Source organism: Neobacillus sp. SM06, from assembly GCF_050496765.1.
Classification (GTDB): domain Bacteria; phylum Bacillota; class Bacilli; order Bacillales; family Cytobacillaceae; genus JAEVLT01.
On the sequence record NZ_JBNWEO010000015.1, the window covers coordinates 328,807 to 345,150 of the forward strand.

Annotated in this window: 14 protein-coding genes and 1 pseudogene; 9 read left to right on the plus strand and 6 right to left on the minus strand. The window is 41.8% G+C overall.

Translation table 11 applies throughout. The features are described from left to right. The first annotated feature begins 166 nt into the window (after nucleotides 1-166). The 5 genes from ACQYAD_RS11215 to ACQYAD_RS11235 all read left to right on the plus strand — a co-directional run bounded on the left by ACQYAD_RS11215 (nucleotide 167) and on the right by ACQYAD_RS11235 (nucleotide 5,842). On the plus strand, nucleotides 167-802 hold the full coding sequence (locus ACQYAD_RS11215; RefSeq protein WP_430238195.1) for a helix-turn-helix transcriptional regulator: 636 nt from the start codon (nucleotides 167-169) through the stop codon (nucleotides 800-802). Between the two features lie 12 nt (nucleotides 803-814). Beyond that, nucleotides 815-1,630: a pyruvate, water dikinase regulatory protein gene (locus ACQYAD_RS11220; protein ID WP_430238196.1), complete on the plus strand. Its 816-nt coding sequence runs from the start codon at nucleotides 815-817 to the stop codon at nucleotides 1,628-1,630. 3 nt (nucleotides 1,631-1,633) lie between these two features. After that, nucleotides 1,634-4,294, plus strand: a complete 2,661-nt coding sequence (gene ppdK / locus ACQYAD_RS11225; RefSeq protein ID WP_430238198.1) for a pyruvate, phosphate dikinase — start codon at nucleotides 1,634-1,636, stop codon at nucleotides 4,292-4,294. Nucleotides 4,295-4,401: 107 nt separating this feature from the next. After that, complete coding sequence (locus ACQYAD_RS11230; RefSeq protein ID WP_430238200.1) at nucleotides 4,402-4,593, plus strand: YbxH family protein; 192 nt, start codon at nucleotides 4,402-4,404, stop codon at nucleotides 4,591-4,593. Nucleotides 4,594-4,669: 76 nt separating this feature from the next. Next, entirely contained in the window at nucleotides 4,670-5,842 is a 1,173-nt protein-coding gene (locus ACQYAD_RS11235; RefSeq protein ID WP_430238202.1) for a hypothetical protein, read from the plus strand. A gap of 329 nt (nucleotides 5,843-6,171) precedes the next feature. Here ACQYAD_RS11235 and ACQYAD_RS11240 read toward each other — a convergent pair. Further along, a protein-coding gene (locus ACQYAD_RS11240; protein ID WP_430234555.1) for an IS3 family transposase occupies nucleotides 6,172-7,321 on the minus strand; the annotation gives its coding sequence in 2 pieces (ribosomal slippage) (nucleotides 6,172-7,048 and nucleotides 7,047-7,321; 1,152 coding nt in all). Between the two features lie 51 nt (nucleotides 7,322-7,372). Here ACQYAD_RS11240 and ACQYAD_RS11245 point away from each other — a divergent pair. The 3 genes and pseudogenes from ACQYAD_RS11245 to ACQYAD_RS11255 all read left to right on the plus strand — a co-directional run. Next, a pseudogene (locus ACQYAD_RS11245) lies at nucleotides 7,373-7,666 on the plus strand (LytTR family DNA-binding domain-containing protein); the annotation flags it as partial. A gap of 126 nt (nucleotides 7,667-7,792) precedes the next feature. Beyond that, nucleotides 7,793-9,313, plus strand: a complete 1,521-nt coding sequence (locus ACQYAD_RS11250; RefSeq protein WP_430238203.1) for an acetyl-CoA hydrolase/transferase family protein — start codon at nucleotides 7,793-7,795, stop codon at nucleotides 9,311-9,313. Nucleotides 9,314-9,447: 134 nt separating this feature from the next. Beyond that, nucleotides 9,448-10,806, plus strand: coding sequence for an MATE family efflux transporter (locus tag ACQYAD_RS11255; RefSeq protein WP_430238204.1), 1,359 nt, complete (start codon nucleotides 9,448-9,450; stop codon nucleotides 10,804-10,806). Nucleotides 10,807-10,847: 41 nt separating this feature from the next. On the opposite strand, the gene ACQYAD_RS11260 is transcribed toward ACQYAD_RS11255, so the two are convergent. The 3 genes from ACQYAD_RS11260 to ACQYAD_RS11270 all read right to left on the minus strand — a co-directional run bounded on the left by ACQYAD_RS11260 (nucleotide 10,848) and on the right by ACQYAD_RS11270 (nucleotide 13,929). After that, nucleotides 10,848-11,108 (minus strand): CGCGG family rSAM-modified RiPP protein, encoded by a 261-nt coding sequence (locus ACQYAD_RS11260; protein ID WP_430238206.1) that lies wholly within the window; start codon nucleotides 11,106-11,108, stop codon nucleotides 10,848-10,850. Nucleotides 11,109-11,284: 176 nt separating this feature from the next. Further along, the gene (locus ACQYAD_RS11265) at nucleotides 11,285-12,484 is read right to left on the minus strand and encodes an iron-containing alcohol dehydrogenase (protein WP_430238208.1); all 1,200 of its coding nucleotides are present in this window, start codon (nucleotides 12,482-12,484) and stop codon (nucleotides 11,285-11,287) included. A 17-nt stretch (nucleotides 12,485-12,501) separates the two neighbouring features. Further along, nucleotides 12,502-13,929: an aldehyde dehydrogenase family protein gene (locus ACQYAD_RS11270; RefSeq protein WP_430238209.1), complete on the minus strand. Its 1,428-nt coding sequence runs from the start codon at nucleotides 13,927-13,929 to the stop codon at nucleotides 12,502-12,504. Between the two features lie 186 nt (nucleotides 13,930-14,115). Between ACQYAD_RS11270 and ACQYAD_RS11275 the strand changes: the two genes are divergently transcribed. Further along, complete coding sequence (locus tag ACQYAD_RS11275; protein ID WP_430238211.1) at nucleotides 14,116-14,553, plus strand: acyl-CoA thioesterase; 438 nt, start codon at nucleotides 14,116-14,118, stop codon at nucleotides 14,551-14,553. Between the two features lie 67 nt (nucleotides 14,554-14,620). On the opposite strand, the gene ACQYAD_RS11280 is transcribed toward ACQYAD_RS11275, so the two are convergent. Beyond that, entirely contained in the window at nucleotides 14,621-15,688 is a 1,068-nt protein-coding gene (locus ACQYAD_RS11280; protein ID WP_430238213.1) for an AI-2E family transporter, read from the minus strand. A gap of 126 nt (nucleotides 15,689-15,814) precedes the next feature. After that, complete coding sequence (locus ACQYAD_RS11285) at nucleotides 15,815-16,114, minus strand: hypothetical protein (RefSeq protein WP_430238214.1); 300 nt, start codon at nucleotides 16,112-16,114, stop codon at nucleotides 15,815-15,817. Between the last annotated feature and the right edge of the window lie 230 nt (nucleotides 16,115-16,344).

The following is a 16,344-nucleotide window of genomic DNA, read 5'->3' on the forward strand; positions in this document are numbered from 1 at the left end:
GTCTTATAAAGGCCGCCTTTTTTTAGCTGTATTTAATGAAGCACAATTAAAAATGATGATTATTTCTGCTTTTTCACTATAAAAGTGTTTCATTTTTTGATAAATGTAGTATACTAAATAAAAATAAGTATAACACATTTGACGATTAGCCAAGAAGGGAGTGAGAATGATTAAACTGACAAAGCGCCAGGAGGAAATTTTAAATATTGTTAAGACGAACGGTCCGATTACAGGAAAGCAAATTGCTGAACAGCTTTCCCTTACGAGAGCAGCACTGCGTTCCGACTTGGCGATTCTGACAATGGCAGGAAATTTAGATGCCAGACCGCGTGTAGGCTATTTTTTGAATGATGACCAAGTCCAACAGGAACGTGCAAAAAAATTGGTTCAACAAAAAGTTGCTGATTACAAAGCCCATCCAATTGTCATTCAAAAATCGGCATGCGTGTATGATGCAATTGTCCAGTTATTTTTGGAAGATGTCGGAACCCTTTATGCGGTTGATTCGAATGGATGCCTAGCTGGTGTGGTATCGAGAAAAGACTTGCTGCGAACGACGATTGGCAAGCGCAGCCTCTATGACTTGCCTGTAAGCGTTATTATGACAAGGATGCCGAATATTATCATGATCGAGCCGAATCAAACTTTATACGAAGCAGCGAAAATAATGATTGAGAACCATATTGATTCCCTGCCTGTTGTAAAGAAACTTGATGCAAAGACCCATACATACCTCGTTATCGGCCGGATTACAAAAACAACCATAACACGGGTGTATATTGAAATGTACAGTGAATCATAAGGGAGTGAAATTTTGAAGCCAAATGAAGTAGTATATGTTATCTCTGACTCTGTCGGGGAAACAGCTGAATTTGTTGTCAAAGCTGTAGCCACTCAATTTAATGGCGGCCATGTGGAAATTCGCCGCAGTTCCTATGTTGAAGAAATTGAAGATATCGAGGATGCTATTTTACTAGCTAAAAAGAATCAATCCATCATTGCCTACACACTTGTCATACCGTATTTAAAAGCGTATTTGGATGCGAGAGCATCAGAGGAAAACATTCCTGCTGTCGACTTACTCAACCCATTAATGGAAGCATTTATGAAAAAATTCAATTTGCAGCCAAACCAAAAGCCAGGATTAATGAGAAAGCTGGATGATGACTATTTTCGCAAGATTGAAGCGATTGAGTTTGCCGTTAAATATGATGACGGCCGCGATCCGCGTGGAATCTTGCGGGCAGATATTGTTTTGATTGGCGTCTCCCGTACTTCGAAAACACCATTATCGATGTATTTGGCGCACCATCGGTACAAAGTAGCCAATGTCCCACTTGTTCCAGAAGTTCCACCATCAGAAGAGTTGTTTACGATTCCAAGGAAAAAATGCTTCGGTCTGATTATCTCGCCAGAAAAATTGAATGAAATTAGAAAAGAGAGATTGCGCGCCCTTGGTTTGGCATCTGAGGCTAATTATGCAAGCTTTGAACGAATTCTCGAAGAATTGGATTATGCTGAAAAAATCATGAAGCGGGTCGGATGTCCGATCATCGATGTTTCCAATAAGGCAGTTGAAGAAACAGCTAGTTTTATTTTAGAGGTAGTAAAAAAAAGAGAGGGGATTTGAAAGATGCAAAAATATGTGTATTTATTTAATGAAGGCAACAGCGGAATGCGAGATGTTTTAGGCGGAAAAGGGGCGAATCTGGCGGAAATGACAAAAATCGGTCTGCCAGTTCCGTTCGGTTTTACCATTTCAACGCAAGCCTGCAATGCTTATTATCAGGCAGGAAAAAAGATACCAAGCGAAGTGGAAAAGCAAACTCTTGCATCATTAGCAAGGTTGGAGGAACGAATGGGCAAGAAACTTGGTGATCCGAAAGATCCCCTCCTCGTTTCGGTTCGCTCTGGCGCCGTTTTTTCTATGCCGGGTATGATGGATACGATTTTAAACCTTGGGATGAATGACGAAACGGTCGAAGCGGTTGCAACACTTACGAATAACCCGCGTTTTGCTTACGATTCTTATCGCCGTTTTATCCAAATGTTCAGCGATGTGGTTTTACAAGTTGATGTTTTCTATTTTGAACAATTTCTTGAAGAATTACGGGAAGAAAAAGGCTATGCAGCTGATCCAGAGCTGACTGCAGAAGATTGGCAGCAAGTCGTTGCAGCGTATAAAGAAATTGTTCGAAAACATACAAAAAAAGAATTTCCGCAAAACCCAAAGGATCAGCTTTTTTTGGCAATCAATGCCGTATTTGATTCTTGGAACAATCAGCGGGCGATTGTTTACCGCCGCTTAAACAAAATTCCTGATCATTTGGGCACTGCTGTTAATGTTCAAAGTATGGTTTTTGGCAATATGGGTAACGACTGTGGTACGGGAGTTGCTTTTACAAGAAATCCATCGACAGGGGAAGCAGTGCTTTACGGTGAGTACTTAGTGAATGCGCAAGGGGAAGATGTGGTCGCCGGAATCCGGACACCGCAGCCGATTGCTACCTTAGAAGATGAAATGCCAGAGGTGTACAGGCAATTTACCGAAACATGCCGTCAGTTGGAACAGCACTATAATGATATGCAGGACATTGAATTTACGGTCGAGCGAGGCAAGCTGTTTATTTTACAAACCCGCACAGGAAAACGAACTGCACAAGCTGCCATACAAATTGCCGTTGATATGGTGGAAGAAGGGATTATAGATAAGAAAACTGCATTGCTTCGCGTTGATCCTGATCAATTAAACCAACTGCTGCATCGCCGCATTGATGAAAAACATGAACGGGTGCTGTTAACAAAAGGGCTTCCGGCATCACCCGGTGCGGCAACAGGGCAGGTTGTGTTTGATGCAGATGAAGCAGAACAGTTAAGCAATAAAGGCAAGAAAGTCATCCTTGTGCGCCCGGAAACAACCCCGGATGATATTCACGGGATCGTCGCTGCCCAAGCGGTTGTAACGAGCCGTGGAGGAATGACAAGCCATGCGGCAGTCGTGGCAAGAGGAATGGGCAAAGCATGCATTTGCGGCTGCGAAGCGTTAAAGATAGATCTGCATGGTAAAAAGTTTAGTGTTGGCGATACGGTCATCCACTATGGGGATGTGCTGACAATTGATGGTTCAACAGGAGAAATCATGTCAGGAGAAATCCCAATGATTGAGCCTGAACTTTCGGATGAATTCCAGCTTCTCCTTGCCTGGGCAGATCAAGAACGGAAAATGGGGGTCCGAGCGAATGCCGATAATCCGGAGGATGCAAGGAAGGCGTTTGAGTTCGGTGCAGAGGGGGTTGGCCTCTGTCGGACGGAGCATATGTTTATGGATAGTAAACGAATTCCGATTGTACAAAAAATGATTTTAGCCGAAGATAGTGAAGAAAGGATGGCAGCCCTCGATCAACTCCTTCCAATGCAGCAAGGGGATTTTGAAGGAATTTTTGAAGCAATGAAGGGACACCCGGTTACGATTCGGTTGCTTGATCCGCCGCTTCATGAATTTTTACCGGATAAAGAAGAATTAATTATCGATGTGACTAGGCTGCAATTAACCGAACCGGATTCACCAGAATTACACAAGAAAGAACAGCTGTTGAGAAAAGTAAGGCAGTTGGATGAGTTTAATCCGATGCTTGGACATCGCGGTTGCCGTCTTGGTATGATTCACCCGGAAATATATGAAATGCAGGCAAAAGCCATTTTTTATGCTGCGGCAAAGATGGCGGAAAAAGGGATGAACGTAAATCCTGAGATTATGATTCCGCTTGTCGGCCATGTAAATGAATTAAAGAAAATGCGCCAATTGGTCACTGTTTGTGGCAAACGGGTACAAGATGAAACAGGAATCGAAATAAATTATACGATTGGTACAATGATTGAAGTTCCGAGGGCAGCATTAACAGCTGATCAAATTGCCGAAGAAGCGGATTTCTTTTCTTTTGGAACAAATGATTTAACACAAACAACCTTTGGCTATAGCCGTGATGATGCTGAAGGAAAGTTTTTGCAAGCGTATATTGAACAAAAGGTCTTGCAGGAAAACCCATTTGCCGTTCTTGACCAAGAAGGTGTAGGCAAGCTTGTGGAAACCGGTGTTCAGCTTGGCCGTAAAACAAACCCTCAATTAAAGGCAGGAATTTGTGGCGAGCATGGCGGTGAAAAAAACTCAATTGAATTTTGCTACAAAACGGGACTTGATTATGTCAGCTGTTCCCCATACAGGGTTCCACTCGCCCGTCTCGCTGCCGCGCAAGCAACAATCAAACAGAATAAAGCAGTGTATTCAACCTTCTAAAAAGGTAAAAAAGAGATTGTGCTTACAAGCACAGTCTCTTTTATTTTGGAATTTGCCGGCTTTTTTCAGCCATACTAATGAAGACTAAGGTACTAGGAGGTCTGAACTTGGGAGCAATTGAACGAAGCGGCTACAGGTTTATCCCTGAATATAGTGTGATTAGCCAAAACGGTGCTATTCACGTTTATAATAAGGAAAGATTTATTGAAGAAATTCCATTTTCATTTTCAGGAAAATTTCCAGAAACGGATCAAATTGAAGAATTAGTGAACAAGTATTGTCAAAACCATAATTTATAAACAGAACGCTTGTTCCTGCTGGATGTAAGTGATAAAATAAGGTAACAACCTGGTTTGAAAAATGGTGGTGTACATTTTGAGTAAATTGGCATCTGTTTATCCCCTTGCCATTGAACAGACAAAACGAAAAATTTTGGAAGACATTTATGCGTATTTAGAGTGTGCAGAAACACTGCCGCCTTTTGAGCAATATCTTGAAGACCGTAGCCTCTATATCGAGCAGTTATGGTTAAACGTATGGCTGAACAAAGTTACGAATGATGTCCCTCGAAGCGAGAAGAAGGACTTTTTAAAGAATCAGGGGTTAGAAATTGAGGGAATGGATCGAAAGCGAATCAATCGCTTGTTCCGCAATGAGATGCGCTCATATAGTCCGTTTGATGCAAGAACATGGCTATTAAAAAAATTTCAAGAAAAGCGGGAAGATTGGGAAAATCGCTATATAGAAGCACGTGAAAATTATAAAAAATGGCAGCTGGAAGAGAGAAAAAGAGAAGAACTATTGCTTTTTCAAGAAAAGATTGAACAAGCAGCGGAGTTTATGGTAGATGAAGAAAGTATGCTCCTCTACTTGCACGTCAGGGATTTTGCAGCAAAACAATTACAAACAGATTTCAATTCGAAGGTAAAATATCAGGATATTGATGATCTTTTGGCATTGGAAGAAAAACTGGAAGAGCAAGGACCGTTCCAGGTGGAAAATTATACTACTATGGATTCTTTTTTCGATGAAGTAACAGGTGGTATTCACCAAACAATTGATTGGGACAGAACCTTTTTTGAATATGAAACCTACTACGATCTTTATGTAGAACTCATTTTCAACTTCCTTAATGATTTTTTGCCAAAATTTGTTTTAGGAAAGCTTCCGCGGGAAATTTTTAACCAATTTGAAGATACGTTTTATGAAGAAATAACGGAGGATTTTGTCCGTGAAAGTATAACAGATCGAGTTTATAACCTTTCATTAGAAATACTCGAGGAAGTAAGGGCGGAATATGTATCTGATTTATTGGCGCTCGCAACCGTCCCATTTGATCCACGTCTGCATCAAGAAATTTTTGAAAAAAATGTAATAGAAAGAGAGAAAAAGAAAGCGGAAGAATTGGCGGAGCGTAAACGGCGTGAAGAGGCGGAAGCCCGGATGCTGGAAGATATCTTTGGTCAGGAGTACAATCCATCACTAAGGTTTCAGCATACACGCTATATGGTGCTACAAGAAGTCAAGACAGTTTTTTTGAAAAATTAAGGTGTATACAAGATTAAATTACTTAGATATTTCTATAATACAAGGGTCTTGATCTCCTCTTCCTGTATGGAAATTGAGGGGAATAGCGCCAATTAGATATTGTCCACAGGTGGAGGACATAGTATAAGCGAAGGCGTGGGAGAAATGGTTTCCTCCTACACCCAAGATCACCCCAAAGCGCTGAAATGTTGGTAAAATTTCATCCTCTTCATAAAAGATTGGTTCGTTAGAACGAATCTTTTATGAAGAGGGCAGCAAGCGAAGCGCGGTAGGATTTTTTAAGTTTAGATATAAATATAAGACAACTTTCTTGACGAACACCGCTACTGTTATTCACATGTGGATAACAGTACAACATCCCGGTTATACACAGCAGCTGGTGTATGGTTATCCAATGACTGGTGTGGTAAGTAGTGGTTGTGTAGATGGATATAGCGTTCCACACCTTGCCTCGTTTCTCGCGGGCTAGTATAGTCGTTGATATAAATCTCATTGTACTTCAGGCTACGCCAGAACCGTTCTATAACGATGTTGTCCTTTGCACGGCCTTTGCCATCCATGCTGATGCGGATTTCGTTCTCCTTTAGCAAATCTGTGTACTGTGGGCTGGTAAAGTGGCTCCCTTGATCACTGTTAATAATGGCGGGTTTGCGTTTGGCTAGCGCCCTTCTCATAGTCTCTAATACGAACCCGATTTCAAGGCTTTGATCCAATTGCCAATCCACAATGAAGCGAGAATACCAATCCATGATGGCGTAGAGGTACATCCAGCCTTGCTTCATCCGGATATACGTGATATCCACACTCCAAACCTGGTCGGGCTGAGTAATGTTTAGCCCTCGAAGTAGGTAGGGGTAGATCCGGTGCTGGAGATCCCGTTTGCTAAGGTTCGGACCGGGATAGATAGCCATAATACCCATCTCTCGCATGTACTTTCTTACTGTATTTTCGTGAATAAGATCCCCTTCTCGATTCATAATGGCAGCTATCTTTCGATAGCCCAGAAAAGAATGCTTTGTGTATAGCTCATCAATCCGGTGCTTGAGGCGAATTTCCTCCGGAGAGGGAGGGACCGGCTTATAGTAAAGACTGGTGCGGTTTAGATTAAGTAAATCCGCTTGTACGAGGATGGAGTGTTCGGAGCAATCCCATTCTATGAGATCAATACGCTCTTCACGAGTAAAGTTAGAGGCCAGATTTTTTTTTAAGCCACGACAATTGGGTGGTTAACTTACCAACCTCGGCGTAGAGTTCATTGATTTGTTGTTCATATTCTTTTTTCATTTTGGTGATACCTTTACGATCATCAACAAACAGCTGTGAGAGGTTTTGTACCACCTCGGATTTCCACCGGTTGAGGACATTGGTATGGATCCCATGCTCAGAAGCGAGCTGTGAAACTGACTTTTCTTCCTTTAGGATTTCCAGTACAATTTGCGCTTTTTCTTCTGGGTTAAACTTTCTTCGAGTGGTTGACATACAACTAAGAAACTCCTTTTTTATTGTCTAGTTTATATGTAGCATTATAGCTGGATACCCGTTCCTTTCTCAAATGTTATGTACATAGAGGCAAAAGACCGCAAAACGTTTGTCTACGCTGATAACATAACCGGGACACATAAATACCCTTTATCAGAATTTGAATATCTTTTGCCAAAGGATTTTTTCATTCGATGTCACCGTTCCTTTATTGTCAACGTCCACTTTATAAAAGAGATATTTCCGGATACTCACTCAACTTTTCTGTTGGAAATAAATAATGGAGCTCGAATCCCAGTTAGCCAATCCTATTCAGCTTATTTTAGAAAATTGCTCGGATTCTGAATTTTCCTGCTTTAAGGTTAAATTTCTCTGTTTTACCCGTTTTTTCTTTAATTTTATCCTTTTTTTTCTTCGATCTGCATGAAATCGTTTACAATGTCTGCAAAGGGGAAGAAAGAGGGATGAAAAGTGGAGAAACAATACAGTCGTATAAGGGATCGACGTCTTTATGACCGGATCGTATCTGCTGAAGAGGCAGCTTCCTGGATTCATGATGGGATGACACTGGGGTTGAGCGGATTTACACGCTCAGGTGATGCAAAAGCAGTTCCTTTTGCACTCGTAAAAAAAGCGGAGAAAGAACCGCTAAAAGTGAACATTTATACTGGAGCTTCGTTGGGATCCGACATTGACAAAATATTTGCTGAAGCTGGAATGATTAACAAACGCCTTCCATTTCAGGCAGATTCGACAATGCGGAAAAAAATCAATCAGGGAGAGCTGTATTTTACGGATCACCATTTATCCCAAACCGCTGAGTGGCTGCGTGCGGATGTATTGGAGCCTATTGACTTCGCAATATTGGAAGCGGTTTCGATTACGGAGGATGGCGTAGTAATACCGACAACCTCAGTTGGAAATTCCAGTGTGTTTGCAAAGCATGCAAAATCAGTTATTATCGAAATCAATATGGCACAATCGGAAATGCTAGAAGGGGTTCATGATATTTATGATCCGGGAAAACAGGGGGAACGCAAGCCGATCCCGTTACTGAAGCCAGAGGACAGAATTGGAACGATTGGGATCCCTGTTGATAGCGAGAAAATCAAAGGCATTGTATTTACAAACCAGCTCGACTCTCCGTCGACAATTGTCCCGCCTGATGAAGAAACGGTTACAATGGCCAGTCATTTGATTCATTTCTTGCGGAAAGAGATTGTTGCTGGCAGGCTGACGAATCGGCTGGCACCGCTGCAATCGGGGATTGGTTCGGTGGCAAATGCGGTTTTCCACGGACTGTTGGATTCGGAATTTGAAGAGTTGCAAGTGTATTCTGAAGTTCTTCAGGATGCAGTATTTGATCTTTTTGATGCAGGCAAAGTCAACTTTGCTTCTTGCTGCTCGATTACTTTGTCCGAGGAAAAAATGAAACAGGTTCTTGGTAACTTCGAAAAATACCGTGACCGGATTGTTCTTCGTCCTCAAGAAATTTCGAATCATCCAGAAATCATACGCCGCTTAGGGCTTATTTCAATTAATACTGCGTTGGAAGCGGATATTTACGGAAATGTGAATTCTACTCATGTGCTCGGAACGCAAATGATGAATGGGATTGGTGGATCAGGTGACTTTGCTCGAAATGCCCGTCTGGCAATTTTCGTGACCAAGTCAATAGCAAAAGGCGGTAAAATTTCTAGCATTGTACCATTTGTTTCCCATGTTGATCATACAGAACACGATGTCGATGTGCTTGTCACTGAACAAGGATACGCTGATTTGCGTGGCTTAGCTCCAAGAGAACGTGTTGAGTTGATCATTGAGAACTGCGCCCATCCACTGTACCGTTCACAATTAAGAGAATATTACTATGAAGCGCTTAACCGAGGTGGTCAAACCCCTCATATTTTGGAAAAAGCATTTTCATGGCATATCAACTATGCAAAAGAAGGAACAATGCTTCAGAAAGCGTTGCAGCCACATGAAAAGTAAAGATGTTTCATCCGACCTTGTCCATCTTGGGTAAGGTCTTATTCAATTAATCTAGAAAATATATGTAAATTCGAGTATGATAGTATTTGGGTCTCTATGGGATCCAATTTTGCTGTTATTTTGAGGAGTTTACGATGGTGCAGACATATACGCTACGTGAGAAGTTGAAGCAAATTATTATTTTATTAATCCCCATTTTAATAACACAGCTCGGGATGTTTTCGATGGTATTTTTTAATACGACGATGTCAGGTAGATACAGCTCTACAGATTTAGCAGGAGTTGCCATTGGCTCTTCGATTTGGAATCCTGTTTTTACCGGATTAAGCGGAATTTTGCTTGCTGTGTCCCCAATTGCTGCACAGCGTTTTGGTCAAAAACAGCACAAGGAAGTTTCTTCTGTCCTAGTACATGGAATTTACCTGGCGATCGCCATTTCCGCCATCGTTCTATTTGGCGGGTTTTTACTGTTAAATTCCATTTTTGCAACAATGAATTTAGCAGTGGGCGTTCAAACAGTCGCAAAAAACTATTTGCTTGGACTGGCTTTAGGGGTTCTTCCGCTTTTTATTTTTAATGCATTACGGTCATTCATTTATGCGTTAGGAAAAACCCGGATCGTTATGTTTATTTTATTGAGTTCACTGCCAATTGATTTATTTCTGAACTATGTATTGATTTTTGGCCACTGGGGTTTTCCTGAGCTTGGCGGGGCAGGTGCAGGCTATGCCACTTCATTCACCTATTGGGTCATTCTAATGATTACGATCATCATTGTAAAAACGAAAGAACCGTTTGCGGGTTATGTAAAATTCTTGTATTTTAAAAATTTTTCATTTGCAAAATGCATGGAAATTTTAAAAATTGGTGTACCGATGGGTTTATCGATTTTTTTTGAAACAAGCATCTTTGCGATTGTTACGATTCTCATCAGCCGGTATGATGTTACCACAATTGCAGCCTATCAATCCGCGTTAAACATTGTGTCTTTTCTTTATATGATCCCCTATAGCATTTCGCTTGCATTAACCGTTTTGGTTGGCTATGAGGTTGGTGCAAAGCGTTTTCGCGATGCTAGGGACTACAGCTGGCTTGGTTTGTTCCTTGCCGTAGTGATTGCCATCGTTACCGGTGTGTTTGTTGTTTTATTTCGCAATCAGGTCGCAGGTCTGTATTCGAACGAAGCAGCAGTCATTGCATTAACAGGTCAATTTCTTATTTACGCCTTATTTTTCCAAATTTCGGATGCTATTCAAGTAACCGCTCAAGCGGCATTGAGGGGCTACAAAGACGTTAATCTGGCATTTATCATGACATTAATTGCCTATTGGTTAATCTGTTTACCAGTTGGGTATCTGTTAGCCAACGTAGTGAATCTCGGTGCATCGGGGTATTGGATCGGCCTTACGATTGGCTTGCTGGCAGCCGGCATTGGGCTTTCCTCCCGGTTGATTTTTATCCAAAAGCGAAAATTCAGCCGGGAAACGACTTGATTTAAGATGGTGGCTAAAAAGCTTTTGGTTTTCAAAGCTTTTTAGCCTACTTTCCATACTCTTAAAACATATCCGCCGCATCCGCATTGATCAATAAATTTTGTTCGTATCGCTGAACCAAATTGGTAGTTTAATACATCTGTCAAATATTCGTCGGGATTGCCATATACAGCAGGGGTGACGAGGTTTACATAAAAACCGCCGGATGTCTCGGCTACAGCATTAAGTGCATCCTCTAGCACAAGCTCAATGTTTGTTTCATATTCGTCATGTTCAAGAGAAATTGACCAATTCTTTTTCATGTTTGTAATCACCTCTCTTTCATTGTAAGGGGAAAATCCTGTAAATGTTGTGAGTGCCATCACAGCAAATGGAAACTATTTTTTCGGAAGTTCTTGAATTAAAAAATCTTATATTAAAACGGTGCCCATCGTACGGGCACCGTTTTGTTTCTGTTGAATCGGCTTCACATATCCTATTATTTAGCCGAAGTGTTTGCCTGCGGTTCAATTAGCCTTCCATGATATGCGGCGTTGTATATTGCATATATATCCTCTTTGCCAAGCGGGAGCGGACTGCGGTTTAACAGCCGCTTTTGCTTCACTCCATCCTCAGTAAGCTTTGGTAGAGCAGCTTCGGGAATGCCAAATTCAGCTATCGTATTCGGAATGCCGACATCGCGAACCAATTGTTTCAATTCCTGCACACATTTTCTAGATGCTTCATCTTCCGATAAATTTGCAATGTCTCCGCCTAATGCAATGAAAATATCCACCATTCGCTTTTCGCAGCTTTCCCGAATATAACCCATTACATACGGCAGAAGCACAGCATTAGAGTCCCCATGGGCAAGATGGAACTGGCCGCCAAGTGGATAGGCGAGAGCATGGACACCGGCAACCCCGGCATTAAAGAAAGCTAAGCCCGCAATATAACTCCCATAGCTCATATCGATCCGCGCCTGCCGGCTGCTTCCGTCCAGTACTGCTGTTCGGATAGCACTGCTGATTAAACGAATCGCCTGCAGTGCAAGACCATCGGTTGCCGGATTCGCGTTTACAGAAACATAGGCTTCAATCGCATGAGTAAGCGCATCAACCCCAGTTGCAGCCGTTACTTTTGCTGGAAGGGATACTGTCAACTCTGCGTCAACAATTGCAGCATCTGCCAGCAAGTAATCATGCGTGACAACATCCTTTGTGCTTTCAAGCGATAGAACCGCAATATTGGTGACTTCCGAACCTGTCCCGGATGTAGTAGGGATTAAAATTTTCGGCAGGCCTTTTTTTGTAATTTGATTTGTCCCAGTTAAGTTCAAATAGCTAGCTACATTCCCTTCATGGCCTGCGAGAACAGCTGCCAACTTCGCTAGATCCAAAGCACTCCCGCCGCCGATACCAATCACCATGTCAAAATGACCTTCCCGTGTGAATTGCACGAGTTTTTCCCCTGTTTCAAGCGGCGGTTCCGGAACAATGTCCGCATAGATTGTCACAGAAATGCCTTTCTGTTCAAGTGGATCGATTACTCGGCTGACGATACCAAGTGAAACAAGGACCGGATCGGTGACAATGAGAATTTTACCGGGCTTGTATTTCATTGTTTCCGGAACTAAATGCTTTAGGGATCCCCAGCCAGTATAGCTTAATGGAGTGAAAATAAGCTTTGAAACAGTCAATTGGATTCCTCCTTTATTTAGATTGACGTTTTAATCGTCACAAATTTTAATTCGGTCATTTCTTCAACAGCATATTTGATGCCTTCACGACCGTAGCCGCTTTCCTTTACTCCTCCGTAAGGCATATGGTCCACTCTAAACGTTGGAATATCGTTAATAATGATTCCCCCAGACTCGATTTTTTTCGCTGCATATAAGGCTTTATTGATGTCTTCGGTAAAAATCCCAACGTTTAATCCATAGTTGGAGTCGTTGACCAGGCTAATTGCTTGATCGAGATTTTGATATGGAATCATCGTAACGACAGGGGCAAATACTTCTTGACAGCATACTTTCATGTTTTTTGACACATTGACTAGTGCAGTCGGTGCGAAGCTGGCACCGCTTCGTTTTCCTCCTGAAGCAATTTTTGCTCCTTCACCAACAGCTTCCGCCACCCATGATTCAATCCGTTCCGCTTCCTTGGCATGGATCATCGCACTGACCATCGTTTCTTCATCGAGTGGATCGCCTACTTTAACTTGACTGGTCAACTGGCTGAAGCGTTTGCTGAATTCTCCGTAAATTGATTCATGAATAAAAATCCGCTGCAGCGAGATACAGACTTGGCCTGCATAAGCGTACGCCCCCTCAACACAGCGGGCAAGAATCGGTTCCAAGTTTGCTGCAGGTTCAACAATTACCGCAGAGTTGGATCCAAGTTCAAGCGTTACTTTGCGCAAGCCGGCTTTTGCTTTGATCTCTTTTCCAACTTCCGGGCTACCAGTGAAGGTAACTTTTTTAATCAGCGGGTGGGTAGCAAGAATATCCCCTAATTCACTGCCGCTGCCTGTAACCACTTGAAGCGCACCGTCTGGAAGACCTGCTTGCTGGAAGATTTCTGCAATTTTTAAAGCGCTTAACGGTGTTTGGTTCGCTGGTTTTAGAACAACGGTATTGCCAACAGCGAAAGCAGGCCCCAATTTATGGGCGACTAAATTGAATGGAAAATTAAAAGGGGTAATCGCAGCCACAACGCCAAGCGGTTCGCGCCATGTCATTCCAAGCCGATTTTCGCCTCCGGGAGCAGCATCCATTGGAACGGTTTCACCGTAAATCCGCTTTGCTTCTTCGCCAGCAAATTGATAGGTGGCAACTGTTCGGTCTATTTCTGCGCGTGCTGCGCGAATCGGTTTACCAGCTTCAAGCGCAATGATTTTGGCCAGTTCTTCTTTGTTTTTTTTCACTAACTCCGCAACCCGGTACAAGATTTCCGCTCTTTTGTATGCTGGTATTTCCCGCAGTTCTTGAAAAGCCTGATGTGCAGATTGGATTGCTTCCTCTACATCATTGGCATCCGCTTTGCTAATTTCAGCAAGCTGTTCACCGCTATACGGTGCATACAAGGGATAGGTCCGTTCTTTTAACATCCATTTACCATTTAAAAATAATCCTTTTGTTTCCACAACTTCTCCTCCTTGTTCCGATTTGCGTTGGCAAATAAATTATTGTCACCATTTTAATTCGTGCTATTAAATCGATAATCCTTTATTTCCCCGAATATTCCTACACTAACCAAAATGCCAGAGAAAGAAGGAAATTTGCTTGAAAAGTGGAATACAAAAAGGAAGAGGGGAAGAAGGGATGATTATATGTTTGAGACGATCATTGTGCCGAGAGTATCGGAGACAGATGGTGCAGGCCATATCAATAACACCACGATACCTGTCTGGTTTGAGGCAGGAAGGGAAGAGATATTTAAATTATTTACCCCCGATTTATCGTTTCAAAATTGGCGGATGGTCATCATTCATTTTGATGTCGATTTCATTCAGCAGCTCTATTATGGGAAAAAAGTAACCGTAAAAACGTGGATTAAAGAAATCGGAAACACCAGCTTGAAGATCGATGAAGAAATTCACCAGGATGGCAAATGTTGTGCAAAAGGATCATCGATCTATGTCAATTTTAATTTCACAACGCAAAAGACAGAGAGAATACCCGAATTGATTCGAATGGAGCTGGTAAAGCATCTTTATCCAATGGATGACAAATACCAACCGGATCAAGAGCCTTTCGGAATGGCCTAACAAACTGTGAACTTTTGGAATAAGAAAGAAAACGGAACTGCCTGTTTTTCAGGCAGAACGGCTACCATTAATAGATATCCAATTTTCTTAGTTTATAAAACTTAATCAAGTTTTTAAGGGTTACTTTTACAATTGAATAAAGGGGAATGGCAATCAGGATGCCAATAAAGCCATATACGGATCCCGCAAATACTAGCAGAAAAATAACAGTCAAAGGATGCAGGTCAAGACGGCTTCCCATAACCTTCGGCGTAACGAGGTTCCCGTCAAGCTGCTGTGCCGCAAGGGCGGCAAGGATCACTTTCAATACCATAAAGGGGGACTGTAGCAGGGCCATTAGAACGGCAGGAACAATGCCAATAATGGGGCCGATAAACGGTACAACCATCATGACCATTGCTAAAAGCGCTAAAATAAGACTGTTGTTCAACCCGATAATCAGAAAACCAATGTAGAGAAAAATTCCGTCCGAAACTGCAATAAGAAGCTGGCCAACGATATAGGTAGATAATGTTTTATCAATGTCTAGTAAAATTCGGTTGCCTTCTTCTACGTGATTTTCGGGCAGATAGTTTAAAAGCTTGGGTCTTATTTTTTCATCGTCGCGCAACAAATAGAAGACGATGAACGGTACCACTGCTAAAATAGCTGCGATATTTGTAATGATGGAAAGAATATAGAGCAGATTTTTTTCAATGATATGATAAACGGATTGGGAATAATCATTGACCTTTTTTTCAATCACTTTGATTGAATCATTGCCAAATACTTGGCCGCTCATATCCTTTGACTGATCTGAAATTCTTTCCACTTTTTTAGGGAATTGTTCGGAAAGCTGTTGAATCTGGCTTGAAACAGTTGTGCTTGTAATTAGGAAAAAGAGATAACCGATTCCAATAAAAACAAGAAATGCAAGGAGGATGCCTGCTGTTTTGTTCATATATTTGCTAAAGAAGCGAACGAGCGGTCGCATTAGATAATAGAGCAAACCCGAGATGACCATTGAAAAAAAAACAGCGGTAATTATTTTTTGAAACGGCCAAAAAAAGTAGTCAATCTTTCCGGCTAGAAAAACAATTAACAAGATTAAAAGAATTCCGCTTGCATACATAAAAAATCGTTTATGAATCCACATAGATTACCCCCGAGGTTTTTATCTATTTCTTTAACTATCCTTTTTTGGATGGAAGTAAACTATGAACTCGTTGATTGGGATAGAAAAAAACCCTGACAATTGCCAAGGTTTTTTCTCCTATTCTGTTTAATAAGGAAAGCCGTATGGTCCATATGGTGTCATCGGCATGCAGCATGGGTCAAATACTGGCCCGCAGCAAGGATTGACCATAGGGGGGCAGCATGGGTTGACCATCGGCATTGGATAGCAGCATGGTTCATAGGTATATTGTGGATAAAAAGTTGGGCAAGTTGGTGCAGCTGGCATTACCATCTCTTGAACAGGCATCATGGGTGCAGTTGGCATAGGTTGTGCAGGCATCAAAGGCGCCGTCACAAACGGTTGAGTAGGTACTGCTGGTGCAGTTACATAGGGCTTTTTTTCCATTTTTATCGCTCCTCTTGAATTTGAATTCAAAAATAGTGTATGTATCAAATAATGGGAGGAATAGACATATACCCAGTTTAGGGAAAAAGTACAGGGCATATGCTTATTTCAATACAGTAATAATATTATGTAAACTTTGGAACGACTCTGGTTCCGGTTTCTATGGATATATATATTGGATTTTTTGCGAAAAAGAGTGAAATAGGCATGATCTGGACTTAAAAAAATAT

Excerpts from the sequence above, each read along its gene's own strand:
- ppdK (WP_430238198.1), top strand. The coding sequence starts at position 1,634 with ATGCAAAAATATGTGTATTTATTTAATGAAGGCAACAGCGGAATGCGA.
- ACQYAD_RS11275 (WP_430238211.1), top strand. The coding sequence starts at position 14,116 with ATGTTTGAGACGATCATTGTGCCGAGAGTATCGGAGACAGATGGTGCA.
- ACQYAD_RS11285 (WP_430238214.1), bottom strand. The coding sequence starts at position 16,114 with ATGGAAAAAAAGCCCTATGTAACTGCACCAGCAGTACCTACTCAACCG.
- ACQYAD_RS11260 (WP_430238206.1), bottom strand. The coding sequence starts at position 11,108 with ATGAAAAAGAATTGGTCAATTTCTCTTGAACATGACGAATATGAAACA.
- ACQYAD_RS11255 (WP_430238204.1), top strand. The coding sequence starts at position 9,448 with ATGGTGCAGACATATACGCTACGTGAGAAGTTGAAGCAAATTATTATT.
- ACQYAD_RS11215 (WP_430238195.1), top strand. The coding sequence starts at position 167 with ATGATTAAACTGACAAAGCGCCAGGAGGAAATTTTAAATATTGTTAAG.
- ACQYAD_RS11280 (WP_430238213.1), bottom strand. The coding sequence starts at position 15,688 with ATGTGGATTCATAAACGATTTTTTATGTATGCAAGCGGAATTCTTTTA.